We start from the raw sequence: 25,454 nt of genomic DNA on the forward strand, positions 1-25,454 counted from the left end.
AATGACAAATAAAGGAGAGTGAATCTGTGAAATTAAGTCTGATTAGAGATATCCTTAACGCCGAAGTTTTATCAGGAGAAAGCCACCTCGAAGATGAGGTATATTCAGGTTTTGGCTGCGATCTTATGAGCGATGTATTATGTTATGCAAGAGAAGATGCCGTCTTACTCACAGGTCTAGTGAATAAACAGGTCCTTAACACAGCGGATATGGCAAATATGAATAGTATTATTTTTGTAAGAAGCAAGGTTCCCAGCGAGGAAGTCATCCAAATGGCTAAAGAAATGAATATTCTTGTGATGACCACAAAATACATTCTCTTTGAATCCTGCGGTCTGTTATATCAGAATGGACTGATAGGAGCCCATATTCGATGAGTTATGAAATCGTCTTTGATGTGAAACGCGGCGACTTTGACAAAGCCGGAGAAGCATCAAGAAAAATCAAACATACCCTTCAGCAGCTTGGTGTGACCAATAAAATCGTTCGAAAAATAGCCATTGCCGGCTACGAAGGTGAAATGAACCTTGCCATCCACTCTCTGGGCGGAAAAATCCTACTGGAGGTCGGGGAAAGTAAATTGACGCTGACCATTGAAGATGTGGGTCCGGGAATACCCGACATCGATCTGGCCATGACCCAGGGATGGTCCACCGCCGGCGACGAAGTCCGTCAAATGGGTTTCGGCGCCGGCATGGGACTCCCCAACATGGTCAGAAACGCCGACGAATTCGACATCACCTCCCAAGTTGACGTCGGCACAAAAATCGTCATGAGCTTCCTGCTTTAACTGAAAGTAAAACCTAGATACCTTGGTGTCTCCTTATATAAACAATTTTGTAACGTTGAGGCGGACATCTCGTAGAGTGTCCGATGAAGAGTGTAAAAATTGTTTTATATAAGGAAGACACCAAGGAAGCATACAGTTTGCTTAACGAATAACGATCAGAAAGGACCGTGACCGATTATGGAAAAATTACTTCATTCCGTCTATTTGGATGAGGAAAAGTGTCTGGGCTGCACCACCTGTGTTAGAAATTGCCCGACTGGAGCCATTCGTGTTCGTGGTGGTAAGGCGACCATCATTGAGTCTAAATGCATTGACTGCGGGGAATGCATTCGGATTTGCCCGCACCACGCCAAACTGGCAAAAACTGATCCCCTGTCCAGCATTCGTAATTATAAATATAAAGTCGCGATTCCGGCCCCGGCTATTATTGGACAATTTAAAACCAAATACTCCATCGACCGGATTTTATCAGGGATAAAGTCCCTGGGCTTTGATGAAGTCGTCGAGGTTGCCTATGGAGCCGAAGTTGTGGGGAGAGCACTGAAGTATGAATATCATGCTAAACGTTATCCCAAACCACTCATATCATCGGCCTGTCCCGCGGTGGTGAAGTTGATTCAGGTCCGTTTTCCAGAGCTTACAGATAATATCTGCCGCCTGAAATCCCCAATGGCCGTCACCGCCAGATTGGTAAGAAAACGATTAAAAGAACAGCATCAGATTAAGAACAGCGATGTCGGTATTTTTTTCATTACCCCGTGTGCGGCAAAAGCAACTATGGTCAACAACCCGCTTTGCTGCGAGGATGATCTTTATGCCAATATTGATGGTGCCATCGCCATCAAAGATATTTACAGTGATGTTTTAACCTATTTAAATGAAGTCAATCCAGGAGAAGTGCTGCAGAATTCAACGCCGGAAGCCTTTGGTTGGGCACTGTCAGGCGGCGAAAGTAACTATCTGAAAAATAAGAATGTTCTCAATGTGGACGGCATTCAAAATGTCATCAGCGTCCTTGAAGAAATCGAATGTGGAAAATTGGATACCATCGAGTTTTTCGAAGGTCTGGCCTGTATCGGCGGCTGCGTCGGCGGCTGCTTGACGGTGGAAAATAATTACGTCGCCAAAATGTATATTGAGGAACGAGCCAAAAAGGCCAAACAAACTTCAATTACGCACATGCCCGAAGAATATGTGAAAGAAATTTATAATTCCGGGATGATGCACATTAAAGAACGTATTTCCCCCCGAAGTCCCGAACCCCTGGACACCGACATCAACAAAGCCATTGAGAAAATGCATGAAATTGAAGTCCTTGAAAGCAAGCTTCCCGGCTTGGACTGTGGATCCTGTGGCGCCCCGGGATGCCGGGCCCTGGCCGAAGATATCGTCACCGGCAAAGCCCGGGAAATCGACTGCGTCTTTATCCTCAAAGACCGGATCATGGAGCTCTCCCAGGTAACCAACGAGTTACTTCAAATGGGTCTCCCCACCGGTAAAAGCAACGAATAAAACCCCAGATATGCAAAAGTTTTGATTAAAGCAGAAAGAGGAGTAGTTATGAAGGTAAGTGAATTATTGTTAAACAGTGAATTTGTGTGTGCCAACCCCGAGGCTGGGGTTGAAGGCGAGATCATCAGCGGGTATGTGGGGGATTTATTGAGCTGGGTCATGGCCAATGCCGAAAACAGCTGTGCCTGGATTACCATTCAAACCCATGTCAACGTCATCGCTGTGGCCAGCCTGCTGGAAATGGCCTGTGTGATTATTCCGGAAGGTGCAGAACTCGAAGACGGTACCCTGGAGCGGGCCACCACCGAAAACATTCCGATCATTACGACCAATCTCAATGCCTATGAGGTGTGCAAAGTTCTCGGAAACGCCGGCATATAAAAATGGAACGGGTAGCCATCGATCTGCATATCCATTCGGCACTGTCGCCCTGCGCAGAAGACGAAATGACACCCAACAACATTGTGGGTATGGCACTCATCAAAGAGCTTGATTTTATCAGCGTCACCGATCACAATTCAAGTAAAAATTTACCGGCCGTTATGAAAGTGGCCCGGGAAATAGGCGAAGGAATCTGCGTTCTGCCCGGCATCGAGGTCACCACCAAAGAAGAGGCTCACGTGCTGGCATACTTTCCAACTCTCGAAGGGGCCATGGAGCTGGACGAAATACTGTATGCTCATCTCCCGGAGATCATGAACAGGAAAGACCATTTTGGAAATCAATACATCATGGATGAAAACGATGCAATAATCGGAGAAGTGGATAAACTGCTTATTTCTGCCACAGATATTGGCATCGACACGCTTTGGGAAACCGTCACCGCCATCGGTGGAATCATCGTTCCGGCTCACATCGATCGGAAATCCTACAGTATCATTGCATCCCTGGGCTTTATCCCTCCGGACCTGAGGATAAAAACATGCGAGGTATCAAAGGTGGAACCCATTGAAGGGATCACCAGAAAATTTATGTTTTTTAAAGACTATCAGTTTATTCACGGTTCGGATGCCCATCAACTGGAAGATATTGCCGAAAGGGAGTATTTTTTAGAGCTTGAGGATATGCGGCGGGCAACGCTATTAAAATACCTTGGTTAGCAATAAAAAAGCAAAAAAAACAGGAATCTTTTCGATTCCTGTTTTTTTGCAGTAAAATTCTACTCGTTTTTTGTTAAAATTCCAAATGGGTAGAATTTCTACTACTTTTTAGAGCTCATTTAAAGGTTTTCATAAATATTTCGAATGAAAAGGGTAAAAAATTTATCTGTTATAAATATAACGAAATATAATGTTATGTGTTATAATTACCTCGTTAGAAACTATGCTGTCAAAAGCGTAAAGGTTTGCACTATTTATTTAGGAGGTTTTGAAAATTGGCTGAATTAATACCAGTTGAAAATTTGGACGTAGTAAAGGCGATTGTAGCTGAGCACAGAAATGTACCCGGTTGTTTGATGCAGATTCTGCAGGAAACACAACACAAATATGGCTATTTACCACTTGAACTACAACGTACCATTGCAGATGACTTAGGGATTCCCCTGACAGAAGTTTATGGTGTTGCAACATTTTACTCACAGTTTACACTTACACCAAAAGGTAAGTACCAGATCGGGATTTGCCTGGGAACTGCTTGTTATGTTAGAGGCTCTCAGGATATTATCGACAAGGTTAACAGTATTCTTGGTACCGTTATCGGCGAAACAACAGCAGATGGAAAATACTCAGTTGATGCAACACGTTGTGTCGGCGCATGTGGTTTAGCACCTGTTATGATGATTAACGAAGAAGTTTTTGGTCGACTTACGGTTAAAGATATCCCTGATATTTTAGCGAAATACTAGTTAAAACATGAAAGAGTTATCCCTTCACATTCTTGATATCACCCAGAATTCAATCCGAGCGGAAGCAAGTCTCGTAGCCCTGATGATTAGCGAATCGATAGCGGACAATAACCTGACGATTATCATTGAAGATAATGGCAACGGTATTCCCGCCGATAAGCTTGCAACGATTTCCGATCCCTTTGTCACATCCAGAACCACCCGAAAAGTCGGGTTGGGATTATCTCTTTTTAAAGCAGCAGCGGAAGCATGTGATGGCTTTTTCGAGATTACCTCAGAGTTCGGGGTTGGGACAAAGGTTATTGGATCATTCAGAAGGGATCATATCGATCGTGTTCCCCTAGGGAACATGGCAGATACGATTGTTACCATGGTGATGTCCTTTGGAGCGGCTGACCTCATTTATGAACATAACTATAATCATCGATTATTTAGTTTTGATACACGAGAAATAAAAGAGACTCTGGAAGTTACTACCCTTAACGAAGTTGATATCCTTAATTGGATACGTGAATTCGTCAAAGAGGGTCTCGAAGAAATAAAGGAGGAAGAATAATATGGCAAAGTCCCTAGCTGAATTAAAAGCGATTCGAGATAAAAAAGTTAATGAAATAAATTTACGACACGGGAAAAATGGTTACCGTGTTGTCGTAGGAATGGCAACTTGTGGAATCGCCGCCGGCGCACGTCCTGTCATGGTAAAACTCATGGAAGAGGTTGCTGCTAATGGTTTAAATGATGTCACTGTAGCTCAAACCGGTTGTATTGGTTCTTGTCGTCTTGAACCCATTGTTGAAGTATACGATGGCGAAGGCAATAAAGTTACCTACGTTCATATGACCCCGGAAAAAGTTACTAAAGTCGTTGAACAACACTTAACATCAGGAAAAGTTGTTGATGAATATACCATGACAATTGTCGATGGTAAAATTATCAGTCCTGAAGTTAAGGCTTAATTGAGGAGGAGAAGAACAGATGGCATATAAACGGTCGCAGATACTAATTTGTGGTGGCACAGGATGTACTTCCTCTGGTTCCATGTTATTAGCGAAAGAAGTAAAAAAAGAATTAATTAAACACGATATTCTCGATGAAATCGAAGTTGTTGTAACCGGTTGTTTTGGTTTATGTGAACTGGGTCCAGTCGTTATTGTCTACCCAGAAGGAACTTTCTACAGCCGCGTTGAATCCAGCGATATTAAAGAATTGGTTGAAGAACATCTTGTTAAAGGTCGTCCTCTGGATCGACTGATTTACACTGAAAAAGGCGATGGTCATCATCCATTATCAATCAATGAACTTGGATTCTTTAAAAAACAAAAACGTATTGTTCTTGCTAACTGTGGTGTTATTGACCCAGAAAACATTGACGAATACATTGGATTCAACGGTTACACAGCAATAGAAAAAGTGCTTTTGACCATGACACCACAGGAAGTAATCGACGTTATCAAAGCGTCTGGTCTTCGTGGACGTGGGGGCGGAGGCTTTCCAACCGGCCTCAAATGGCAATTTACTCATGATGCAGTTTCACCTGACGGCGTAAAATATGTTGCATGTAACGCTGATGAAGGAGATCCTGGCGCATTCATGGATCGTTCCGTATTAGAAGGCGATCCCCATTCACTGATCGAAGCAATGTCCATTGCGGCTTATGCCATTGGTTCATCCAAGGGTTACGTTTATGTACGTGCTGAGTATCCAATCGCTGTAAAACGTCTTCAGATTGCAATCGATCAAGCCAAAGAATACGGCTTATTGGGAGAAAATATCTTTGATACCGATTTCTCCTTCGATTTAGAAATTCGTTTAGGCGCCGGCGCATTTGTATGCGGCGAAGAAACTGCCCTGATGAACTCTATTGAAGGTAAACGTGGCGAACCTCGTCCTCGTCCTCCATTCCCAGCTAACAAAGGTCTTTTCGGAAAACCAACCGTACTTAACAACGTTGAAACTTACGGAAACATTACTGCCATTATTCTTAATGGTGCAGAATGGTTTGCCTCTGTAGGAACCGAACGATCCAAGGGAACCAAAGTATTTGCATTGGGCGGAAAAATCAACAACACCGGATTATTAGAAATTCCAATGGGCACAACCCTGAGAGAAATTGTCTATGAAATCGGCGGCGGTATTCCCAACGGTAAAGCCTTTAAAGCTGCTCAAACCGGCGGTCCTTCCGGCGGCTGTATCCCAACATCAATGCTTGATACTCCAATCGATTACGATAACCTCATCGCCATTGGCTCAATGATGGGTTCCGGTGGTCTCATCGTTATGGATGAAGACAACTGTATGGTTGATGTTGCTCGTTTCTTCCTTGACTTTACTCAGGACGAGTCCTGTGGTAAATGTCCACCTTGCCGTATTGGTACCAAAAGAATGCTTGAAATTCTTGAACGTATCTGTGACGGAAAAGGGGTTGAAGGCGATATCGAACGACTTCAGGATTTAGCCGAAGGCATTAAAGCTTCAGCTCTTTGTGGTCTTGGACAAACAGCACCAAACCCTGTCCTGTCTACCATTCATTATTTCAGAGATGAATATGAAGCCCATATCAATGATAAAAAATGTCCAGCAGGCGTTTGTAAACATCTGTTAAACTACACAATCAACGAAGATACATGTAAGGGCTGTGGTATTTGTGCTAAAAAATGTCCAGCAGAAGCGATTTCCGGAGAAAAGAAAAAACCATTTACCATTGATACAGCAAAATGTATTAAATGTGGTGCCTGTATTGAAGCCTGTCCATTCGGCTCAATTTCAAGGGCTTAGGATAGGGGAGTGACAGAGAGATGAAAGAGATTACTTTTAAAATTAATGGCCAGGATATGACTGTTCCAGAAGGTACAACCATCCTAGAAGCGGCAAAATTAAATAATATCGATATACCTACACTATGTTATTTAAAGGGAATCAATGAAATTGGTGCCTGCCGTATGTGTTTGGTTGAAATTAAAGGAGCAAGAGCATTACAGGCAGCATGTGTATACCCAGTTGCCAATGGTATCGAAGTTCTAACCAATTCACCTAAAGTACGTAAAGCAAGAAAAGTCAATTTAGAATTGATTCTTTCGAACCATAATCGCGAATGTACTATTTGTGTCCGCAGTGAAAACTGTGAACTTCAGGCTTTAGCAAAAGAAATTGGTGTATCTGATATTCCTTTCGAAGGCGAAAAATCAGGAACATTAATTGATAATAAATCAACATCCATCGTTAGAGACGAAACCAAATGTATTCTTTGCAAGCGTTGTGTGGCCGTTTGTGCAAATGTACAAAATGTTGCCGTACTTGGAAGCGTTGGACGTGGATTTACTTCTCAGGTTCAGCCAGTATTCGGCAAATCTTTGGCCGATGTTGGATGTATCAACTGTGGACAATGTATCATTAACTGTCCAGTCGGCGCATTAACAGAAAAATCTGATGTACAGCGTGTTTGGGATGCAATCGAAGATCCTACCAAAACTGTTATCGTTCAGACTGCACCAGCAGTACGATCAGCTTTAGGAGAAGAATTCGGATATCCAATCGGAACTCGTGCTACCGGACAAATGGCAGCAGCGCTGCGACGTCTTGGTTTTGATAAAGTATTTGATACCGATTTCGCAGCCGATGTTACCATCATGGAAGAAGGAACAGAACTTCTGGGCCGTCTCAACAATGGTGGCGTTCTACCAATGATCACATCCTGTTCACCAGGTTGGATCAAATACATTGAAACTTATTACCCAGAAGCACTTCCTCATCTTTCAAGCTGTAAATCACCACAGAACATGGCTGGCGCATTATTAAAAAGCCACTATGCAGAAACCAATAACATCGACCCTAAAGATATGGTTGTTGTATCGGTAATGCCTTGTACTGCTAAAAAATATGAAATTCAGCGACCAGAATTAAACGTTGACGGCAACCAGGATGTTGATATCTCTATCACAACCCGTGAGCTAGCGCGAATGATCAAAGAAGCTAGAATTATGTATACACAGCTTCCAGATGAAGATTTTGATGCTTACTATGGCGAATCCACAGGCGCAGCTGTTATTTTCGGCGCAACCGGTGGTGTTATGGAAGCAGCAGTCAGAACACTGGCAGACATTCTTAACAACAAAGACATTCAAGAAATCGACTATGTCGGTGTTCGTGGAGTTGAAGGCGTTAAAACTGCAACAGTTGATGTAACCCCAGATTTAGCAGTTAAAGTAGTCATTGCTCATGGCGGTAGCAACATCAATACCGTGATGAAACAATTAGTGGCTGGCGAACTGGCTGATACACATTTCATTGAATTAATGGGATGTCCAGGCGGTTGTGTTAACGGTGGTGGTCAACCGATTGTATCTGCGAAAACTAAAATGGATGTGGATATTCGTGCTGAAAGAGCAAAAGTTCTTTATGACGAAGATTCAAAACATTTAAAATATCGTAAATCACATCAGAACCCATCCGTAATTAAACTGTACGAAGAATATTTAGGAGAACCAAACGGCCATAAAGCCCATCACATTCTCCATACAACCTATAGCCAAAAACCAAAATTATATTAATCGGCAAATAGATTGAACACACAAAAAAGACCCAATAATGGGTCTTTTTTGTGTTATAATTAAATAAAAACAGGAGAGCGTTAATGGAAACGATAAAGGGAGCGGTGGAGCACATCGTGTTTAGAAATAGCAGTAACGGCTATACCGTAGCCCATTTTGATATTGAGGGGGACATGGTTACCGTGGTTGGCAATTTTGAGGAACTTAATCTGGGCGAGTACCTTAAAATGACCGGCTTTTGGATCGAGCATAAAAATTACGGGGATCAGTTTTCCATGGAAAGCTATGCCATGGAAATCCCCACTTCCACCGAGGGGATTACCCGGTATCTGGCTTCGGGGATTCTGCCGGGGATTGGCGAAAAAACGGCCAAGGCGATTGTTAAGCATTTCGGCGAAGATACTCTGGATATCCTGGATAACAATCCCGACCGGTTGTCCGAAATCAAAGGCATCGGCAAGAAAACCCTGGCCGGGATTAAAGAGGTTTATACCGAACAACGGGAGGTCCGGCACATTATGATCCAGATCCAGGATTATGGGATCTCGGCCAACTGGGCCATGAAGCTCTATAAGACCTACAAGGCCGATACCATTTCGGTGCTGCTGAATAATCCCTACCAGATGATCGACGACATCAGGGGCATCGGCTTCAAAATAGCCGATCAGATTGCCGAACAGCTGGGGTTTGAAACCACCAGCCCCGGGCGCATTCTGGCGGGCATTAATTATTCCCTGAGTGAATGCTACAACCGGGGTAACACCTTTATGACCGAAGCCGAATTGGTTGACACCAGCTCCCGGATTTTAGGCGTCGATGCCGATGAAATAGTGTATCAACTGGGTGAACTCATTCTAATGGGCGGCATTATTCAAGAAACCGTCCGGGATCAAATCGTTTATTATCCCCGCAATCTCTATGAGGCTGAGGATAACACCGCTTTGGCCATGGCTCGGATTAGCAAAGGGATCTATGAAATTCCCAACATGGATATTGAAGCGAAAATAAAAAAATACGAGAAAGATATGTCGATTACCCTGGATGACAAACAGCGGGAAGCTATTATCGCGGCAATGGATCACGGGGTTATCATCATTACCGGCGGACCGGGCACCGGAAAAACAACCATTATCAACGGCATTGTGCGCATTTTCGAAGAAATGGGCTTAAAAACCGTCTTAGCGGCACCCACCGGCCGGGCCGCCAAACGCATCACCGAAACCACCGGGCACGAAGCCAAAACCATTCACCGGCTGCTGGAATATGAGTTTAGCCAAAACGAGGATTTCCCCAGTTTTTCCAAGGATGAAGGCAATCCCCTGGAAGTGGATGCAATCATCGTCGATGAATCCTCGATGATCGATATATTGCTAATGGACAGCCTGCTCACGGCCATCCAGCCGGGCACCCGGCTGATTATGGTCGGGGATGCCGACCAATTGCCCTCAGTGGGGCCGGGAAATGTGCTTAAAGATGTCATTGAAAGTGACGTGGTTAAGGTGTTGGGTCTCGAACGCATTTATCGCCAGTCTGCGGAAAGCATGATTTCCGTGAATGCCTTTGAAATCAACCATGGTCACATGCCGGACATCAACAACGAAAGTGACTTTTTATTTTTAAACAAAAACGACGGGGATAAACTCCTTAAGGATATTTTAGAGTTGGTTACCTATCGCATCCCCAATGCCAAAGGCTTTAAAAGCATCCAGGATATCCAGGTCATTTCGCCCATGAAAAAAGGAAAAGTCGGGGTCGTCAATCTAAACAAAGAACTTCAAGGGGTGCTTAATCCACCCTCGGATAGTCGTGCCCAGCGGGAGTTTGGCATGGTCATTTACCGGGAAGGCGACAAAGTCATGCAGATCAAAAACAATTATCGCATGAAATGGGAAGACGTCAACGGCTTTGAAGAAGGGGAAGGGATTTATAACGGCGACATCGGTATTCTGGAAACCATCAACGAACGGGAGAAAAGCTTTACCATTATATTTAATGATGGCAAACGCGTGGTTTACGACTTCGACCAGATGGATGAAATCACCCATGCCTACGCCATGACCGTTCATAAAAGCCAGGGCAGCGAATTTCCAGTGGTGATCATGCCGATTGTCGGAGGCCCACCTTTGTTTCTCAATCGCAAACTCCTTTACACCGCCGTGACCCGAGCCAAAAAACTCCTGATCCTGATGGGCAGCAACTACGTCTTTCGCCAGATGATCAAATCCGGCGATTCCCAGGAGCGCCAAACCGCCCTAAAAGAACGCATCATCGATTATATCAACAACCCCATGATCTAAACTAAACGAATTAAAAAATCGACGTCATTTCCGTCCCGTGGATTTTGTGTGAAAAATGAACGTAACCTCTGGCCCGTTGGGGCGATTATCAATCGCCCGCAACGTTGGGCAACACATCCAACGTCCACGGGTAAACACCCAACCCATGCCAACCACCCAACCACAAAACCAATCGATTAAACCAAAACGGGAGGATCGCCATGAACATTCAATCTGCGCTCATGACCTTTCTGGAAAACAACCTCTTTTTAAAAAACGGCACCTGTCCGATCTGCGGCAAGGTTTTGTTTATAACCAAAAACTTCCTGTGCAGTTCCTGCGAAGAAGATCTTCCCTTCATCACCGGTCCAACCTGCAAGACCTGCGGCCGCCAGGTCTATGAAAAAAAGCAGCGCCCCTGCAAACCCTGTGGCGTGGGCCGGTTTCCCTTTGCCGGGGGTTACACCTGGCTGAGTTATCAAAAATCCGCGATGGCTTTGGTTTATGCCATCAAATTCAAAAACCGTCCCCATTTGGGAATCTGGACCGGCAATCACATCGGCCAGGCCCTGACTCAGGTTTCCTGGATCTGGGAAATCGACCTGATCATTCCGATACCCCTGCACCCCAGCCGACTTGAGGAACGGGGATACAATCAAAGCGAAAAAATCGCCACAGGGTTACTGGAAGGTTTATCACAAAACGTTAAACCCAATCAAAACATGCCGGAACTAAAACCCCAGTGCCTGCGGCGCAGTCGGGATACACCGCATCAGGTGGGACAGGGCAGAGACGAACGCTTGAATAATCTCATCGGTGCCTTTAGTGCCGAATATCTGGAAGCTATTCAGGGCAAAATCATACTACTGGTGGACGATGTTCTCACCACCGGAGCAACTTTGGCAGAAGCCAGTGCTACACTATTAGAGGCAGGCGCAAGAAAAGTTTACATTGTCACCGTTTGCGCGGTACCGGAATAGGCGCTTTTGTGGAAACCACGAGTAGGCCTGAATTTCAGGGCACCATTAGGCCTGTTTATATCCTTAAGAAGACCGGATAAGGTCTTTTTTTTGTGGCAAAATCAAGGAAAAAATGGTATGCTTGTATGGCAAAAATGAAAAATAACCCATATAGGAGAGAGAAAACCTATGAAAAAATTAATTGAGAACTTAAATGCCGTTATGGCAGCTGAAAATATAAAAAGAAATGAACCCATGAAAGATCATACATCCTTTAGAGTCGGCGGTCCCGCGGATCTTTTTCTGAAACCCCAAACTAGGGCCGAGCTGGGCAAGGCACTGGCAATTTGCCGGGCCTCCGGTAAGCCCCTTTATATCATGGGAAACGGCAGCAACCTGCTGGTCCGGGACGGCGGCTACCGGGGGATCATCATTCAGACCAAGGCCCTGAATAAGGTAACCATCGAAGGTGAAACGCTGATTGCCGAGCCGGGAATCAGCTTAAAGGATCTGGCGAATATCGCCCTGGAAGCCAAACTCACCGGACTTGAGTTTGCCTCGGGAATTCCCGGATCGTTAGGCGGCGGTGTGACCATGAATGCCGGGGCCTATGACGGCGAAATGAAAAACATCATCCGCAGCATCGAGGTCATCACCGAGGATGGCAGTTTTAAAACCATACCGGTTGAAGCCTGCGACTTTGGCTATCGAAAAAGTATACTGCAGCAACATCCCTGGGTCCTGGTGGGTGTGACCATCGACCTGGCCAGAGGTGATTACCAGAAGATCAAGGAAAAGATGCTGGAATTCAATACCCAGAGACGGAATAAACAGCCGCTGGAATACCCCAGTGCCGGCAGCACCTTCAGACGGCCACCGGGATATTACGCCGGTAAGCTGGTTCAGGATGCCGGTTTTGGCGGCTACACCCTTGGGGGCGCCATGGTATCCGAAAAACACAGCGGTTTTGTGATTAACAAAAACAACGCCACCGCCGCCGATATCCTAAACCTCATTGCCGCCATTCAGGCCGGCGTCAAGGAAAAATTCGGCGTCGACCTACAAACCGAAGTCATCGTCATCGGCGAGGATTGATATAACACCATAAAGGAAGAATATGAAAATAACGCACGATATGCATACCCATACAACTTATAGCCATGGCAAACACACCATCGCAGAAATGGTGGACCAGGGCCGAAAAATCGGGCTGAAAGCCATTACCATTTCCGACCACGGCCGCAGCCATCCGATGTTCGGGGTCCGCAAACGGAACTTTGCCAAAATGCGGGCTGAAATTGACGCCCTGAATCAAAAATACGACGATATCGACATTTACCTGTCCGTGGAATCCAACATCATCGGCGCCAATGGCGACATTGACATCAAAGCAGAAGAGCGCAAGTATTGCGATTACTTTCTTGCCGGGTACCATTACGGCTACATCCCGGCCAGCTTTCTCGATATCTTCCGGTTCGCCATTCCCAATTATGCCGCTAAAGTGCTACCCTTTCTGCGCAAGCGGGTTCGGGTTATGAACACCAGCTGTTACATTAAAATGATGGAACGCTACGACATCAAAATCATCACCCACCCCGGGGATAAGATGCCCATTGACATCGATGCCGTAGCCAAAGCCGCGGCAAAACACGGCGTCCTGCTGGAAATCAACCCCCGTCACAATCATTTAAGCGTCGAAGAAATCAAGATTGCCATGAAGTATAACGGCAACTTTGCCATCAACAGCGATGCCCACCACCGCGATGCCCTGGGCTGCATCGGCCGAGCCCCGGAAATGGTCAAAGCCGCCGGCCTGCCGCTAGAGCGAATTGTGAACATTACAGAGTAAAAAGACCTGACGTTGAGTGGAAAAATTGTTTAGTATAAACTGGCAGCACGACACAGCAGTCATTAAGAAAGAAGGAGAACATCATGAAAACAATCATCATTACAGGAATGTCAGGAGCCGGGAAGTCCCAGGCAATACAGATATTGGAGGATCTGGGATTCTTTTGCATCGATAATTTACCGCCCCAGCTGATTGTAATCTTTCTCAATCTTTGCCAGCAATCCGCCACCGGCATCGAAAACATTGCCCTGGTTACGGATATTCGGGGAGATGTTTTTTTAGATGACGAAAATTTCACCATAAAAAAATACAAGGATCACCATAAGGACGTGGAACTCTATTTTTTAGATGCCACCGACGAGGTCTTAGTGGCCCGGTATCAGGAGTCACGGCGAACCCATCCCCTGGCGGGATGTACCGGAAATCTGCTGGAAGCCATTCAACAGGAGCGAAAAACCCTGGGTCATTTCAAAGAAATTGCCGATGAAGTCATCGATACCTCCAATATCAAGGTGGATGAGCTCAAAAAGATACTGCTGTCACTGCTTAAAAAGGAAGAACATCAGTCAAAACCCCAGGTCAATATTTATTCCTTCGGGTTTAAGTACGCCAGTCCCGCCGGTGCGGACTATGTTTTTGATGTCCGTTTCCTGCCAAACCCCTTTTATAAAAAAGAACTCCGGGGGCTGACCGGAAAAGATCAGGCCGTCCGGGATTATGTGATGTCCTTTCCCCAGGCCCAGGAGTTTTACACCAAACTCCTGGATTTGCTGGAATTTGTAATTCCCCAGTTTACCAACGTTTCGAAAAATACCGTCGAAATTGCCATCGGCTGTACCGGCGGTCAGCACCGCTCGGTGACCTATGCCTGTTTACTGGATGAGGCATTACGAGCCAGGGGTTATGAAACCAGACTCACCCACCGGGATATCACCAAGAATCAGATTGAGGATTAGGATAAAGACAACCAATAAATATAAAGGATGTGATCTCCATGGATATGAAAGAGTACATTAGGGAGTTTACCCTCAAAGATATAGTTAAAGTCAGAAACCCCAGAGTTGTGGTGCTGGGCGGTGGAACCGGCCTGTCAGTGATCCTGCGGGGATTGAAAAAATACACCGATAAACTCACCGCCATTGTGACGGTGGGGGATGACGGCGGTGGCTCCGGGGCCCTGCGCGAAGATCTGGGAATCGCTCCACCGGGCGACATCAGAAGCTGTATTCTAGCCCTGGCCGATGACGAAAATGTCATGCAGGACCTGTTCAACTACCGCTTCACCCGGGGCAGCATGGATGGTCAGAGCTTTGGCAATCTATTTCTGGCTGCGATGAACGGCATCAGCCAGGATTTCTATGACGCCGTCAGGCGGACCTCGGACGTGCTGCAGATCAAAGGGGAAGTCCTCCCTGTCACGCTGTCGGAAATGGTGCTGATGGCGAGCCTGGAAAACGGTGAAATCGTCGAAGGCGAATCCCGCATTCCCAAAACCGCCCGGAAAAAGAACAGCCCCATTAAAAAAATGTATTTAAAGGAAAAAGACATCAGTCCCCTGCCCGAAACCATCGAAGCGATTCGCAATGCGGATCTCATTCTGTTGGGACCCGGCAGCCTCTATACCAGCATCATTCCCAATCTGCTGGTGAAGGATGTGGCCCGAGCCATCTTTGACAGCCGGGCCAAGCGCTTTTACATCGGCAACATTATGACCCAACCCGGCGAAACCACCGGTTTCACCCATGAAGATCACATCCGGGCCATTGAAAACCACTTGGATAAAAAAGAAGGGCATCTTTTCGACTACGTGGTAGTGAATCACGGTAGTCTGCCCAAAAGCATTGAGGAAAAATACAGGAAAAGCAATGCGGACGTGGTGACTATGGGAACGCCGATGCCCGGTTACGAATACATCGAGGACGATTTCGTGATTATGGAAAACGGCACGGTCCGCCACGACGCCCACCTGCTGGCCCGGCGCATCTTCGAAACCTATATGAAATAGGTTGCCGTGTTACAAACGGTTGGTGAGCGCCACTATCCCTTATATGAAACAGTTTTTACGCTCTACGGCGGACACTCTCCGAGATGTTCGCCTAGACGCTACGAAACTGTTTATATAAACCGACAGGGTCGCACAAAAGGTTTGTTACGGAATCATCAAAATCATAGGAAATTGCAAAACTCAAAAACTTCGAACAATTGTTGCTTTATGAGCAGTTTCCACAAACAATTTTGTAACGTGTAGGCGAACAGTCGTTAGACTGTACGCCGTACAGTGGAGAAATTGTTTCGTGTGAAACTGATCGTAAAGCTCACGGCATTATCGCAATTGTCTACTAAAATCAGGAAAGGGGAAACTATGACATTTTCGGCGTTGTTAAAAAAGGATCTGTCCAAGCTGGCGTTTGGCTCTAAGGAACTGCAGCGGGCGGAATTGGCGGGGATTATTGGGGCTATTGCGGTGGTGGCGGTGGATGAGGCCGGGGGCATGAGTCTTGGGGTCAAAACCGAGAATCCATCGGTGGCAGCTCGGTGTTATCAGCTGATTAAGGGCCTGTATCTGATCAAGCCCAAAATCAAAATTGAAAAAACCAAAAAATTCAAGGAACATCGGGCCTATCTGGTGTTTGTGGAAGCTTCGGCTGATGTTACAAGAATTCTGGAAGATCTTAAAATCCTTTCCTTTAATCAGGCCGGTCAGGCATTTTTCACCAATCAGGTGCCGGAAAATATCAAAAAGAAAATCCCTAAAATCAAGGCCTACATCCGGGGGGCTTTTTTAGGCTGCGGTTCGGTGTCAAATCCCGAAAAGACCTATCATCTGGAACTGGTAGGGAAGAAAACCCAAGCCCCAAGCGCTCACAATGGCCGAGCATCGGGAACCCTGGATCAGTCCACTTACCTTCTGAGCGTCAAAACGCTGTTAGATAAATTTGACATAAAATCCAATCTCATTCATCGAAAGTCCCACTGGGTGCTTTACCTTAAGGAAGGGGAAAGCGTGGTTAATTTTTTAAACGTCATCGGGGCCCACCGGGGACTGCTGGAAATGGAAAATATCCGCATTGTCAAAGAAATGCGCAACGACATCAACCGCCAGGTGAACTGCGAAACCGCCAACCTCAATAAGACCATTGTGGCATCCTACGATCAGGTCGCCGCCATCCTCTATCTCAAAGATACCCTGGGACTCAGAAACCTGCCCAAGAACCTTTATGATATTGCCGAAGTCCGCTTAAACTACCCCGATGCCAGCATCAAAGAACTGGGCCAGCGACTGGACCCACCGGTAGGCAAATCTGGAGTTTATCATCGGCTCAGAAAACTGAACCAATTGGCGGAAGAAATGAAAATGAAAAAATAATGAGAAATCATTGACCCGAAGTTAAGGGCCATTTATAATCAATATATGAGTTTGTCGAAAAAACTGTCCTGAAGACAACGATTTACCATTGTCCCCAGGACGATTACCAATGTGTGAAATCAATTAAAGTTTATTCCCATCAAAAGCGGGTAACTATAAATTATTAAAAATGGGAGCTAACAATGAATAAAACGAGAAGAGAACGAATCGGCAAAATGATGGTCCTGATGTTTCTGGATATTATGATATTTTTTATTTCCTATTATTTTGCCTTTTTACTGCGTTATAATTTCGAATTGCCATCAGGAGTTTTCTGGAACTTAGGTATCTACCTGGGCATCGCCATTTATATTAAAATACTGGTATTTGTGGCGGCCGACATGTATAACACCCTCTGGCGTTATGCCAGCATCCAGGAGCTGGGCCGGATCATAGTGGCAGTATTTTTAGGCAACGTGCTGGCCAGCCTGATGTTTTTTAGTCTGCACATGTGGATACCCGGCTCGGTAGTAGTATTAAACTTTATGCTGGATGTTATTCTCATTGGTGGCAGCCGGATTTCCTATCGGGTGGTCCGGCGGCTGAATATGAGAAAACGGGATGCCATGAACGCCAACATTGAACGAACGCTGGTTTTTGGCGCTGGAGAAGCCGGGGTTCAAATCCTCAAAGATATGTTGATCAGCCCAAATGCCTATAAGGTGGTTGGTTTTCTGGATGATGACCCTACTAAACAAGGAAAAAAAATTAACGGGTATCCTATTTTTGGAAACCGACACCTATTTAAAGAGATTGTGGAAAGCTGTCAGGTGAATCTGATTATCATCGCCTGTCCCTCTGCAAACAACAAAACCATCAAAGAAGTGGCTGAATTAGCTAAGAATACCGGGGCCACCGTAAAAATACTGCCGGTTTTCAGTGAAATACTGAATTACGATGTCAGCCTCAGCCGGTTGCGGGACCTGCAAATCGAGGATCTGCTCAATCGGGATGAGGTGGTGCTGGATAAAAATCAAATTTCTGCCTTTATCAACAACAAGGTGGTCATGGTCACCGGCGGCGGCGGCTCGATTGGTTCCGAGCTGTGTCGACAGATCATCCAGTATCGTCCTAAAAACATTATCATTGTGGATATTTATGAAAACTCGCTATACTATCTGGAACTGGAGCTGGAGCGATACCTTAAAAAGCAGGCCGAGGATAACCCGATGGACACCACCATCGACTTGGAAATTGCCTCGGTCCGGGATAAGGCCAGGCTGAAGGAGCTCTTTGAAACCTACCGGCCCCAGGTGGTATTCCACGCCGCTGCCCACAAACACGTACCGCTGATGGAGAAAACACCCAAGGAGGCCGTCAAAAACAATATCATGGGCACCCGGAACCTGCTGGATGCCTGCGTGGCCTTTGACGTCGAAAAATTTGTCCAGATTTCCACCGATAAAGCCGTTAAACCTACCAACGTCATGGGCACCACCAAACGGGTCTGTGAAATCCTGGTACAAACCTACAACGAAGTCAACGGCACCGATTTTGTGGCGGTACGCTTTGGTAATGTATTGGGCAGCAACGGCAGCGTGATTCCCATCTTCAAGGAACAGATTGCCCAGGGCGGACCCATCACCGTGACCCATAAAAACATCGAACGGTTCTTTATGACCATTCCCGAGGCCACCCAGCTGGTATTACAGGCCGGCAGCATCGCCAACGGCGGCGAAATCTTCGTGCTGGACATGGGCGAGCCGGTGAAGATTCTGGAACTGGCCGAAAAGATGATTCTGCTGTCGGGCTTCGAACCCTACACCGAAATGCCGATTGTCTTCAGCGGTCTGCGACCCGGAGAAAAGCTCTACGAAGAATTATCCTATGACCTCAAAGCCTTTGACTGCTCCCAGCACAAAGACATCTTCATCGAGAAACTCCAGCACTTCGAAAAACCCTGGATCGATGACCAGCTCAGCATTCTCTGCGACATCATCGAAAACGGTACCGACCAGGACGTCATCAACCAGTTACAGGTCCTGGTACCAGATTACGTACCCACCACGAACTTATAAATCGCTTCGCTGCCAGTTTACATAAGACAATTTCTCCACTATACGGCGGACAGTCTAACGACTGTTCGCCTATACGTTACAAAATTGTTTATGAAAACTGACATCAAAGCTTACGGCAACTATGTAATCAACGAATAATTTTCAAATCCCCTAAAACCGAAAGGAACACACATGATCGATTCACATGCACATATTCTCCCGGGCATCGACGACGGTGCCCAGACCATGGCCCAAAGCGTCGACATGGTCCGAGCCGCAAAAAAACAGGGCTTTGACGCCCTGATCCTCACCCCCCACTACATTGTCGACACCAATTTCGAATCCCCAGTTGCTGCCAATGAAGCACTGTTAAATAAGCTCAAGACCGCGGTGCGCGCCGCAGGCATTTCCATGTTTCTGTTTCTGGGCAACGAGGTTTTTTTCAACAGCGCGGTGCTGGATCTTATTGATAACGGCAGTTTTAAAACCATGAATGACAGCCGCTATCTATTGGTGGAAACGACCAGAAACTCCGACGAATATTATAATTTTGAAATATTTTTATATAAGCTCCAGGGCAAGGGTTATACCCCCATCATTGCCCATCCCGAACGCTACGAATTTGTTCAGAATGACCCCAACATCCTTGCCAGGCTGGTGGAACACGGTTCCCTGGCCCAGCTTAATATTTTAAGCCTGACCGGATTTTACGGCGAAAGCGCTAAGGCCACAGCAGAAATTTTGCTGACTCACAACATGGTTCATTTCCTGGTCAGCGATGCCCATCGGGTAAAAAGCTATGAGGCTTTTGGCAAAGCCCGGGAAGTCGCGGTTAACCTCATCGGTGAGGCCCGGGTAGCGACCATGCTGGTGGAAAATCCGAAACGGCTGCTGGTGGATGCACTCATCACGCCGACCGATCCCAGCCGGTATGAAAATTCCAAAAAGAAAAAACGAGGCCTTGGAAGCATATGGAAAAAATAAACAAACGGCGCATTCTCTGGTCAGTGGTAATGCTATGGATGCTGGTGATCTTCTTCTTTTCCGCCCAGCCGGCCCTGGAATCCGCCCGGCTCAGCGGCGGCATCACCGAGATGATTGTCACCGGTGTGGTTTCCAATTTCAACTACCTCAGCGCCGATGAACAGCACATCATTATTCAGCAGGCCAGCTTTGCCGTACGTAAATCGGCCCATTTCAGCATCTATGCTATTCTCGGCTTTTTCACCATGCTGGCTCTGTATAAAACCGCTCAAGTCGCCGGCTTTATCAAACTCCAAAAAAAACAGACCCAGGGTTTCCTGGCTCTGTTAATTTGTATGCTCTACGCCATGAGCGACGAATTTCATCAGCATTTCGTACTGGGCCGCAGTGCCGAGCTCCGGGACGTCCTCATTGACATCACCGGAGCCGCCCTGGGCATCCTCATCGCCTGGCTAATCCTCAATATCCGCCAACGCTTCATGAATAATAAATTGAATGTAACCTAATTCGTCAACCCCATCCCAAAATGGGTTCGCAAATCCGCAATGGCCCGACGGTGGAGCTTCACCAAACTGTTGGAACTCACCCCAAGGCGCAAACCAATTTCCTTAAACGTCCGCTTCTTAAAATAATGCTCCTCAATGATCCAGCGCTGCCGCTCCCGGAGTCTTGGGAGATATTCAAACAACGCATTCAAATCCTCCTGATGCACATAATCCCCTTCAATTGTCATGCTATCATCCGCCAACCCGTCCAAAATGGTTGAATCCCCATTGGGAAGCACGGCATCCAGAGATGAAAGATTCTGATGCCGCTTCGCCACATTCACAAAATGATAAAATAGTTTCTTTTCCAGGTATCCGGGAAAGGGCACCCCTAAACTCTCATCAAAGTTTTCCACACACTCCAGTAAAACCAAGACGCCCTCACTGAAATAATCTTCCCTGGCGCCCAGGTCATATCCGTATTGTTTGATTTTCGATAGGATCAGTGGGCGAAACGCCTCAATCAACAGAATCTGACAACGGGAATCCTTTTGTTTAGCACCCCGGACCAACAATATAACTACATTTTTTTTCATAACAACCCTCCTTGAGAAAATAGAGGAACGCGCGTTCATAAGTTTATTATAAACAGTTTTCGAAGAAATGCAACCTTTTTATTGCTTTATTTTCTATTTTGTAAAAAAAAACACAATTTTTTTAACAAATACGGTTAAAAACTCTTTAAAAGTATCAGTTTATGTGGTAAAATTACTTGAAAAAAAGAACCAGAATTTGCTCTGGTTCTTTAATCGGCATTACACCTCGGTCATGATGAAATCCTGGGTGGTGGTACTGATGAGCTTACCGCTCACCTTGGCTTTGAGCTCAGACGCTTCCGGCGCAAACACATTTTTCGCAAGGATCGTATCCATTGCAGTGTTCAGCTCCACAGCAGTCAAGCTTTCTTTGGCATCAGCTACGGTAATGGTCGAATTTTTACCATCCGCCCGCTGAAACGCCATCGTTGCTTTAATTTCTGGCATATCAATCACCTCCTTTCTCTTAAATCTGTTTCAGGCTATACGCCCGGAATCAACAGGGTGCTTTCAATTTTAATGACTTCTTCCATGGTGGGTTCCTGGAGATCTCCAAGAGCCACAGCCACAGCGTAAATATCATCATCCGACGCAGATGCTTTCAGATTCGAATAAGTCTTAGACTTAATAGTTTCCTTACCATCCACCATTCCGTAGTTCGATCGAACTTGGACCTTATTACTCAGAAAATCAGTAGTTACAGGCATTATGCTCACCTCCTTTCTTGTGGTATACTGTATATATGGAAAAACAAGAAAAAGGTGCCAAACTTTATTAATTACCCAATGTTTATTATATTAATCATAACCATGCAACATCCCGTAGGGGCGATTATTAATCGCCCGAAACTGAGGGCAATACATCAACCGTAACGGGCAATAACTCAACCTAATGCCAACTCGTACGTTCGATTACCAATCGCCCGCAACGTATAGCATTACACAAGCCTTTGCCATAAACCACCAACCCATGTAACCAACAAAAAACCAACCACGATTGGAGGTGCCCACCATCCTATACCAAAAAATAAAACGAACCCTGGACATCATCCTATCCCTTACCGGACTCATTGTTCTCTCGCCACTACTTCTCATTCTAGTCATCATCATTAAGCTGGATTCCAAGGGTCCTGTTTTGTTCAAACAAAAACGGGTCGGCATTCACAAAACCCACTTCAATCTGCTGAAATTCCGCACCATGCAAATCGACACCCCCAAAGATATTCCCACCCATCTTATGGAAAACCCCGAACAGTACATCACCAAAATGGGCAAATTCCTGAGAAAAACCAGCCTGGATGAATTACCCCAGATCTGGAATATTTTTTTGGGCCAAATGAGCATTATCGGTCCGCGGCCGGCGCTCTGGAATCAGTACGACTTAATCGCTGAACGAGACCACTACGGCGCTAACGATATTCTGCCGGGTCTTACCGGCTGGGCCCAGGTCAATGGCCGGGATGAACTGCCCATTGATGTGAAAGCCAAGCTGGACGGCGAGTATGTTAAGCAGATGAGCTTTGGGATGGATATTAAATGTTTTTATAAGACGGTTGTGGGTGTGGTGAAGGGTGATGGGGTTGTGGAAGGCGGGACCGGTCAACTAAATACAGGGGAAAGTACGAAGATTCAAGCTTCAGATGACCCACCAGAGGAGAATTTGTTATGAAAAAAAGAATACTGATAACCGGAGCCAGCAGTTATATCGGAACCTCATTTCGGAAATGGGCGACCCTGCATTCTAAAAAATATCGGGTTGATGCCATTAGTCTGAGGGATGAGTCTTGGAAGGAAAAAGATTTTTCGGCGTATGATGTTGTTTTGCATCTGGCGGGGATTGCGCACGTGGACGTTAAAAAAGCCACAGCCGAAACAGAAGCCCTTTATTATAAGGTAAATCGGGATTTGACCATAAAAACCGCAGAAAAGGCCAAAAAAGATGGGGTTGAACAGTTCATCTTTATGAGCAGCATCATTGTCTACGGCGACAGCAGCCACATCAATAAAAAAAGAATCATCAACGAAGACACCATCCCTCAGCCATCAAATTTTTATGGGAGCAGCAAGCTCCAGGCTGAAGAAGGCATCAAACTTCTGGCAGATCCTTCATTCAAAGTTGCCATTCTCAGACCGCCGATGATTTATGGAAAAGGCTCAAAGGGCAATTATCCTACGTTATCTAAATATGCTCAGAAGATTAATGTTTTTCCTGACATTGATAACCAACGAAGTATGCTTCACATCGATAATCTCTGTAAGTTCATGCAGCTTATTATCAACAATAATGAACAGGGCTTGTTTTTTCCTCAAAACACCGAGTATGTTAAAACCGATGAAATGTTTAATATGATTGCCCAGGTGCACGGTCAACGGATATGGCGGACAAAGCTTTTTAATCCGATGCTCGTGTTTATGGCTAATTTTTCGGGGGTGATTAATAAGGCCTTTGGGAATTTGGTTTATGAGCAGGGGATGAGTGAGTATAAAGAGGAGTATCGGATGGTTGATTTTAGGGAATCGATTAAGATTACGGAGGTATAGTATTTTTGAAAAAAGCTTTAGTCTTTGCTTCTGTAGCTTCAATGATTGATCAGTTTAATATGGATAATATTCAGATCATAAAAGGGTTGGGTTATCAGGTGGAAGTTGCATGTAATTTCAAATTTGGCAGTACAACAACAAATGAAAGAGTAGAAAATTTTAAAAAAGAATTATCAGAGAAGAATATAAAATATTATCATATCCCCGTACCAAGAGGTGTGAAAAATTTAAGAGGAATATACGAAGCTTATAAAGAACTTAAATATTTGATAGAAAAGAATGATTATTCATTGGTTCACTGCCATTCACCGATTGGTGGTGTTATTGCAAGAATAGCATGTAAACAAAAACGAAATGAAGGGTTAAAAGTCATTTATACAGCACATGGTTTTCAGTTTTTTAAAGGCTCACGAAAAAGATATTGGCTATTTTATCCAATTGAAAAATATTTGTCTAAATATACGGATGTCCTTATTACAATTAATAAAGAAGACTATAATTTAGCAGTTAAAAAAATGCATGCATTAGAAACAAAATACATACCAGGCGTTGGTGTGGATACTAAAAAGTTTATTGATTGTAAAGTTGATAGATTAATAAAACGCGCTGAATTATCAGTACCGGATGTTGCAATTATGGTTTTGTCTGTTGGAGAACTTGTTAAAAGAAAAAATCATGAAATAATTATTAAAGCATTGGCTAAAATGGAATTTAAAAATGTCTATTACTTTGTTTGTGGAAAAGGCCAACTTGATTATAAACTTAAAGAGCTGACAAAGTCGCTGGATTTGGAAAATAGAGTATCGTTTTTAGGATATAGGCAAGAAATTCCTGAACTATGTAAATTAGCTGATATCTATGCGTTTCCATCTACACGAGAAGGATTAGGGCTTGCAGGTATTGAAGGAATGGCAGCTGGGCTCCCGATTGTTACTTCAAATCTTAATGGTATTAAAGACTATTCTGTTAATGGAAAAACAGGATATGTATGTGAACCTAGAGACGTTGATTCTTTTGCAAATGCACTTGATAAACTTTGTGTGAACAAAAAACTTCGTAATGATATGGGAAAATACAATGCAGAAGCTTGTAAGAAGTTTGATATTTATAGAGTCAATAAAACTATGACAAAAATATATAAAGAATTTGATTGAAACTTTGTATATTCCATGTATTGGCGTTGATAATAAAAAATTTAGAAAATAATAAATGTACCTCAAAAGACTATTACTCACTTTTCTGTTGGTGAATTGATTGGCTGAAAGAATCATGATTCATTTATTTGGTCATTTGCAAATCCATAAAATAAAAATTTGTGATATTTTATATTTGGCATTGGTTAATTTTAAAGATATCAGAAAGAACGGTATTTTGAACTAAGTATAAAAAAAGAGTTCTCCTTTTGGAATTCAGAACTGACATTGCAGAACTTAGTAGTCTTCAGATATTTATGTATTTTCATCCAAAAGGGGAACCAAGCATAGCCGCACTTGAAGTTATTTCTGCGGGATTACCATTAATATCATCATATGTTGATGGAATAAAGATTATATTAATATGGAGGAATAGAATGCTGTTAAATGCCTTTTCTATTGCAATGTATAAATTAGTTGATGATACTGAACTATGAGTAAAAATTAGTAGCATAACCACAGATTTTGACATTG

At 44.7% G+C, this 25,454-nt stretch carries 27 protein-coding genes; 24 read left to right on the top strand and 3 right to left on the bottom strand.

Annotated elements, in window-relative coordinates:
- The first annotated feature begins 26 nt into the window (after positions 1-26).
- From AKG39_RS06140 to AKG39_RS06235, 20 genes are all read left to right on the top strand, one after another.
- Positions 27-377: a DRTGG domain-containing protein gene (locus AKG39_RS06140; RefSeq protein ID WP_050739498.1), complete on the top strand. Its 351-nt coding sequence runs from the start codon at positions 27-29 to the stop codon at positions 375-377.
- Entirely contained in the window at positions 374-790 is a 417-nt protein-coding gene (locus AKG39_RS06145) for an ATP-binding protein (protein ID WP_050739499.1), read from the top strand. Before AKG39_RS06140 ends, AKG39_RS06145 begins: the two co-directional genes overlap by 4 nt.
- A gap of 177 nt (positions 791-967) precedes the next feature.
- Positions 968-2,302 carry a [Fe-Fe] hydrogenase large subunit C-terminal domain-containing protein gene (locus AKG39_RS06150; protein ID WP_050739500.1) on the top strand — a complete coding sequence of 445 codons (1,335 nt, stop codon included), beginning with the start codon at positions 968-970 and terminating at the stop codon, positions 2,300-2,302.
- Positions 2,303-2,350: 48 nt separating this feature from the next.
- Entirely contained in the window at positions 2,351-2,683 is a 333-nt protein-coding gene (locus tag AKG39_RS06155) for an AraC family transcriptional regulator (RefSeq protein WP_050739501.1), read from the top strand.
- A 2-nt stretch (positions 2,684-2,685) separates the two neighbouring features.
- A complete protein-coding gene (locus tag AKG39_RS06160) occupies positions 2,686-3,402 on the top strand; it encodes a PHP domain-containing protein (protein ID WP_050739502.1) in 717 nt (238 codons plus the stop codon).
- Between the two features lie 275 nt (positions 3,403-3,677).
- Positions 3,678-4,148 (top strand): NADH-quinone oxidoreductase subunit NuoE family protein, encoded by a 471-nt coding sequence (locus tag AKG39_RS06165; protein WP_050739503.1) that lies wholly within the window; start codon positions 3,678-3,680, stop codon positions 4,146-4,148.
- A 7-nt stretch (positions 4,149-4,155) separates the two neighbouring features.
- On the top strand, positions 4,156-4,704 hold the full coding sequence (locus tag AKG39_RS06170) for an ATP-binding protein (protein ID WP_050739504.1): 549 nt from the start codon (positions 4,156-4,158) through the stop codon (positions 4,702-4,704).
- A 1-nt stretch (position 4,705) separates the two neighbouring features.
- Positions 4,706-5,104, top strand: a complete 399-nt coding sequence (locus tag AKG39_RS06175) for a (2Fe-2S) ferredoxin domain-containing protein (protein ID WP_050739505.1) — start codon at positions 4,706-4,708, stop codon at positions 5,102-5,104.
- A 19-nt stretch (positions 5,105-5,123) separates the two neighbouring features.
- Positions 5,124-6,923, top strand: coding sequence for an NADH-quinone oxidoreductase subunit NuoF (locus AKG39_RS06180; protein WP_050739506.1), 1,800 nt, complete (start codon positions 5,124-5,126; stop codon positions 6,921-6,923).
- Positions 6,924-6,943: 20 nt separating this feature from the next.
- A complete protein-coding gene (locus AKG39_RS06185) occupies positions 6,944-8,695 on the top strand; it encodes an NADH-dependent [FeFe] hydrogenase, group A6 (RefSeq protein WP_050739507.1) in 1,752 nt (583 codons plus the stop codon).
- An 83-nt stretch (positions 8,696-8,778) separates the two neighbouring features.
- The gene (recD2, locus tag AKG39_RS06190; protein ID WP_050739508.1) at positions 8,779-10,992 is read left to right on the top strand and encodes an SF1B family DNA helicase RecD2; all 2,214 of its coding nucleotides are present in this window, start codon (positions 8,779-8,781) and stop codon (positions 10,990-10,992) included.
- A 200-nt stretch (positions 10,993-11,192) separates the two neighbouring features.
- The gene (locus tag AKG39_RS06195; protein ID WP_050739509.1) at positions 11,193-11,951 is read left to right on the top strand and encodes a ComF family protein; all 759 of its coding nucleotides are present in this window, start codon (positions 11,193-11,195) and stop codon (positions 11,949-11,951) included.
- A 168-nt stretch (positions 11,952-12,119) separates the two neighbouring features.
- Positions 12,120-13,025 carry a UDP-N-acetylmuramate dehydrogenase gene (gene murB / locus AKG39_RS06200; protein ID WP_050739510.1) on the top strand — a complete coding sequence of 302 codons (906 nt, stop codon included), beginning with the start codon at positions 12,120-12,122 and terminating at the stop codon, positions 13,023-13,025.
- Between the two features lie 22 nt (positions 13,026-13,047).
- On the top strand, positions 13,048-13,779 hold the full coding sequence (locus AKG39_RS06205; RefSeq protein WP_050739511.1) for a PHP domain-containing protein: 732 nt from the start codon (positions 13,048-13,050) through the stop codon (positions 13,777-13,779).
- Between the two features lie 83 nt (positions 13,780-13,862).
- Positions 13,863-14,735, top strand: coding sequence for an RNase adapter RapZ (rapZ, locus tag AKG39_RS06210; RefSeq protein WP_050739512.1), 873 nt, complete (start codon positions 13,863-13,865; stop codon positions 14,733-14,735).
- Between the two features lie 44 nt (positions 14,736-14,779).
- Positions 14,780-15,784, top strand: a complete 1,005-nt coding sequence (locus AKG39_RS06215) for a gluconeogenesis factor YvcK family protein (RefSeq protein ID WP_242852563.1) — start codon at positions 14,780-14,782, stop codon at positions 15,782-15,784.
- A 291-nt stretch (positions 15,785-16,075) separates the two neighbouring features.
- Positions 16,076-17,146: a DNA-binding protein WhiA gene (gene whiA, locus AKG39_RS06220; RefSeq protein ID WP_242852564.1), complete on the top strand. Its 1,071-nt coding sequence runs from the start codon at positions 16,076-16,078 to the stop codon at positions 17,144-17,146.
- A gap of 182 nt (positions 17,147-17,328) precedes the next feature.
- Positions 17,329-19,203 carry a polysaccharide biosynthesis protein gene (locus AKG39_RS06225; protein WP_050739515.1) on the top strand — a complete coding sequence of 625 codons (1,875 nt, stop codon included), beginning with the start codon at positions 17,329-17,331 and terminating at the stop codon, positions 19,201-19,203.
- A gap of 171 nt (positions 19,204-19,374) precedes the next feature.
- Complete coding sequence (locus AKG39_RS06230) at positions 19,375-20,166, top strand: tyrosine-protein phosphatase (RefSeq protein ID WP_050739516.1); 792 nt, start codon at positions 19,375-19,377, stop codon at positions 20,164-20,166.
- Positions 20,154-20,672 carry a VanZ family protein gene (locus AKG39_RS06235; RefSeq protein WP_050739517.1) on the top strand — a complete coding sequence of 173 codons (519 nt, stop codon included), beginning with the start codon at positions 20,154-20,156 and terminating at the stop codon, positions 20,670-20,672. The genes AKG39_RS06230 and AKG39_RS06235 overlap by 13 nt, the downstream gene beginning before the upstream one ends.
- Here AKG39_RS06235 and AKG39_RS06240 read toward each other — a convergent pair.
- The 3 genes from AKG39_RS06240 to AKG39_RS06250 all read right to left on the bottom strand — a co-directional run bounded on the left by AKG39_RS06240 (position 20,669) and on the right by AKG39_RS06250 (position 21,954).
- Complete coding sequence (locus AKG39_RS06240) at positions 20,669-21,247, bottom strand: sigma-70 family RNA polymerase sigma factor (protein WP_050739518.1); 579 nt, start codon at positions 21,245-21,247, stop codon at positions 20,669-20,671. The two genes, AKG39_RS06235 and AKG39_RS06240, sit on opposite strands and share 4 nt — an antisense overlap.
- A 219-nt stretch (positions 21,248-21,466) precedes the next feature.
- Positions 21,467-21,673, bottom strand: a complete 207-nt coding sequence (locus AKG39_RS06245; protein WP_160316155.1) for a DUF2922 domain-containing protein — start codon at positions 21,671-21,673, stop codon at positions 21,467-21,469.
- Between the two features lie 56 nt (positions 21,674-21,729).
- Positions 21,730-21,954: a DUF1659 domain-containing protein gene (locus AKG39_RS06250; RefSeq protein ID WP_050739520.1), complete on the bottom strand. Its 225-nt coding sequence runs from the start codon at positions 21,952-21,954 to the stop codon at positions 21,730-21,732.
- A gap of 289 nt (positions 21,955-22,243) precedes the next feature.
- Between AKG39_RS06250 and AKG39_RS06255 the strand changes: the two genes are divergently transcribed.
- The 4 genes from AKG39_RS06255 (at position 22,244) to AKG39_RS06270 (ending at position 25,417) form a co-directional block, all read left to right on the top strand.
- Positions 22,244-22,915 carry a sugar transferase gene (locus AKG39_RS06255; protein WP_278277923.1) on the top strand — a complete coding sequence of 224 codons (672 nt, stop codon included), beginning with the start codon at positions 22,244-22,246 and terminating at the stop codon, positions 22,913-22,915.
- A complete protein-coding gene (locus tag AKG39_RS06260) occupies positions 22,912-23,787 on the top strand; it encodes an NAD-dependent epimerase/dehydratase family protein (protein WP_050739521.1) in 876 nt (291 codons plus the stop codon). Before AKG39_RS06255 ends, AKG39_RS06260 begins: the two co-directional genes overlap by 4 nt.
- A gap of 5 nt (positions 23,788-23,792) precedes the next feature.
- Positions 23,793-24,941: a glycosyltransferase family 4 protein gene (locus tag AKG39_RS06265; RefSeq protein ID WP_083439447.1), complete on the top strand. Its 1,149-nt coding sequence runs from the start codon at positions 23,793-23,795 to the stop codon at positions 24,939-24,941.
- A 248-nt stretch (positions 24,942-25,189) separates the two neighbouring features.
- Entirely contained in the window at positions 25,190-25,417 is a 228-nt protein-coding gene (locus tag AKG39_RS06270) for a hypothetical protein (protein WP_050739522.1), read from the top strand.
- Positions 25,418-25,454: the final 37 nt, after the last annotated feature.

Source organism: Acetobacterium bakii (assembly GCF_001263355.1).
Taxonomy (GTDB): Bacteria; Bacillota; Clostridia; order Eubacteriales; family Eubacteriaceae; genus Acetobacterium; species Acetobacterium bakii.

Excerpts from the sequence above, each read along its gene's own strand:
- AKG39_RS06145 (WP_050739499.1), top strand. The coding sequence starts at position 374 with ATGAGTTATGAAATCGTCTTTGATGTGAAACGCGGCGACTTTGACAAA.
- AKG39_RS06150 (WP_050739500.1), top strand. The coding sequence starts at position 968 with ATGGAAAAATTACTTCATTCCGTCTATTTGGATGAGGAAAAGTGTCTG.
- AKG39_RS06155 (WP_050739501.1), top strand. The coding sequence starts at position 2,351 with ATGAAGGTAAGTGAATTATTGTTAAACAGTGAATTTGTGTGTGCCAAC.
- AKG39_RS06160 (WP_050739502.1), top strand. The coding sequence starts at position 2,686 with ATGGAACGGGTAGCCATCGATCTGCATATCCATTCGGCACTGTCGCCC.
- AKG39_RS06170 (WP_050739504.1), top strand. The coding sequence starts at position 4,156 with ATGAAAGAGTTATCCCTTCACATTCTTGATATCACCCAGAATTCAATC.
- AKG39_RS06175 (WP_050739505.1), top strand. The coding sequence starts at position 4,706 with ATGGCAAAGTCCCTAGCTGAATTAAAAGCGATTCGAGATAAAAAAGTT.
- AKG39_RS06180 (WP_050739506.1), top strand. The coding sequence starts at position 5,124 with ATGGCATATAAACGGTCGCAGATACTAATTTGTGGTGGCACAGGATGT.
- AKG39_RS06185 (WP_050739507.1), top strand. The coding sequence starts at position 6,944 with ATGAAAGAGATTACTTTTAAAATTAATGGCCAGGATATGACTGTTCCA.
- recD2 (WP_050739508.1), top strand. The coding sequence starts at position 8,779 with ATGGAAACGATAAAGGGAGCGGTGGAGCACATCGTGTTTAGAAATAGC.
- AKG39_RS06195 (WP_050739509.1), top strand. The coding sequence starts at position 11,193 with ATGAACATTCAATCTGCGCTCATGACCTTTCTGGAAAACAACCTCTTT.
- murB (WP_050739510.1), top strand. The coding sequence starts at position 12,120 with ATGAAAAAATTAATTGAGAACTTAAATGCCGTTATGGCAGCTGAAAAT.
- AKG39_RS06205 (WP_050739511.1), top strand. The coding sequence starts at position 13,048 with ATGAAAATAACGCACGATATGCATACCCATACAACTTATAGCCATGGC.
- rapZ (WP_050739512.1), top strand. The coding sequence starts at position 13,863 with ATGAAAACAATCATCATTACAGGAATGTCAGGAGCCGGGAAGTCCCAG.
- AKG39_RS06215 (WP_242852563.1), top strand. The coding sequence starts at position 14,780 with ATGAAAGAGTACATTAGGGAGTTTACCCTCAAAGATATAGTTAAAGTC.
- AKG39_RS06225 (WP_050739515.1), top strand. The coding sequence starts at position 17,329 with ATGAATAAAACGAGAAGAGAACGAATCGGCAAAATGATGGTCCTGATG.
- AKG39_RS06230 (WP_050739516.1), top strand. The coding sequence starts at position 19,375 with ATGATCGATTCACATGCACATATTCTCCCGGGCATCGACGACGGTGCC.
- AKG39_RS06235 (WP_050739517.1), top strand. The coding sequence starts at position 20,154 with ATGGAAAAAATAAACAAACGGCGCATTCTCTGGTCAGTGGTAATGCTA.
- AKG39_RS06240 (WP_050739518.1), bottom strand. The coding sequence starts at position 21,247 with ATGAAAAAAAATGTAGTTATATTGTTGGTCCGGGGTGCTAAACAAAAG.
- AKG39_RS06245 (WP_160316155.1), bottom strand. The coding sequence starts at position 21,673 with ATGGCGTTTCAGCGGGCGGATGGTAAAAATTCGACCATTACCGTAGCT.
- AKG39_RS06250 (WP_050739520.1), bottom strand. The coding sequence starts at position 21,954 with ATGCCTGTAACTACTGATTTTCTGAGTAATAAGGTCCAAGTTCGATCG.
- AKG39_RS06260 (WP_050739521.1), top strand. The coding sequence starts at position 22,912 with ATGAAAAAAAGAATACTGATAACCGGAGCCAGCAGTTATATCGGAACC.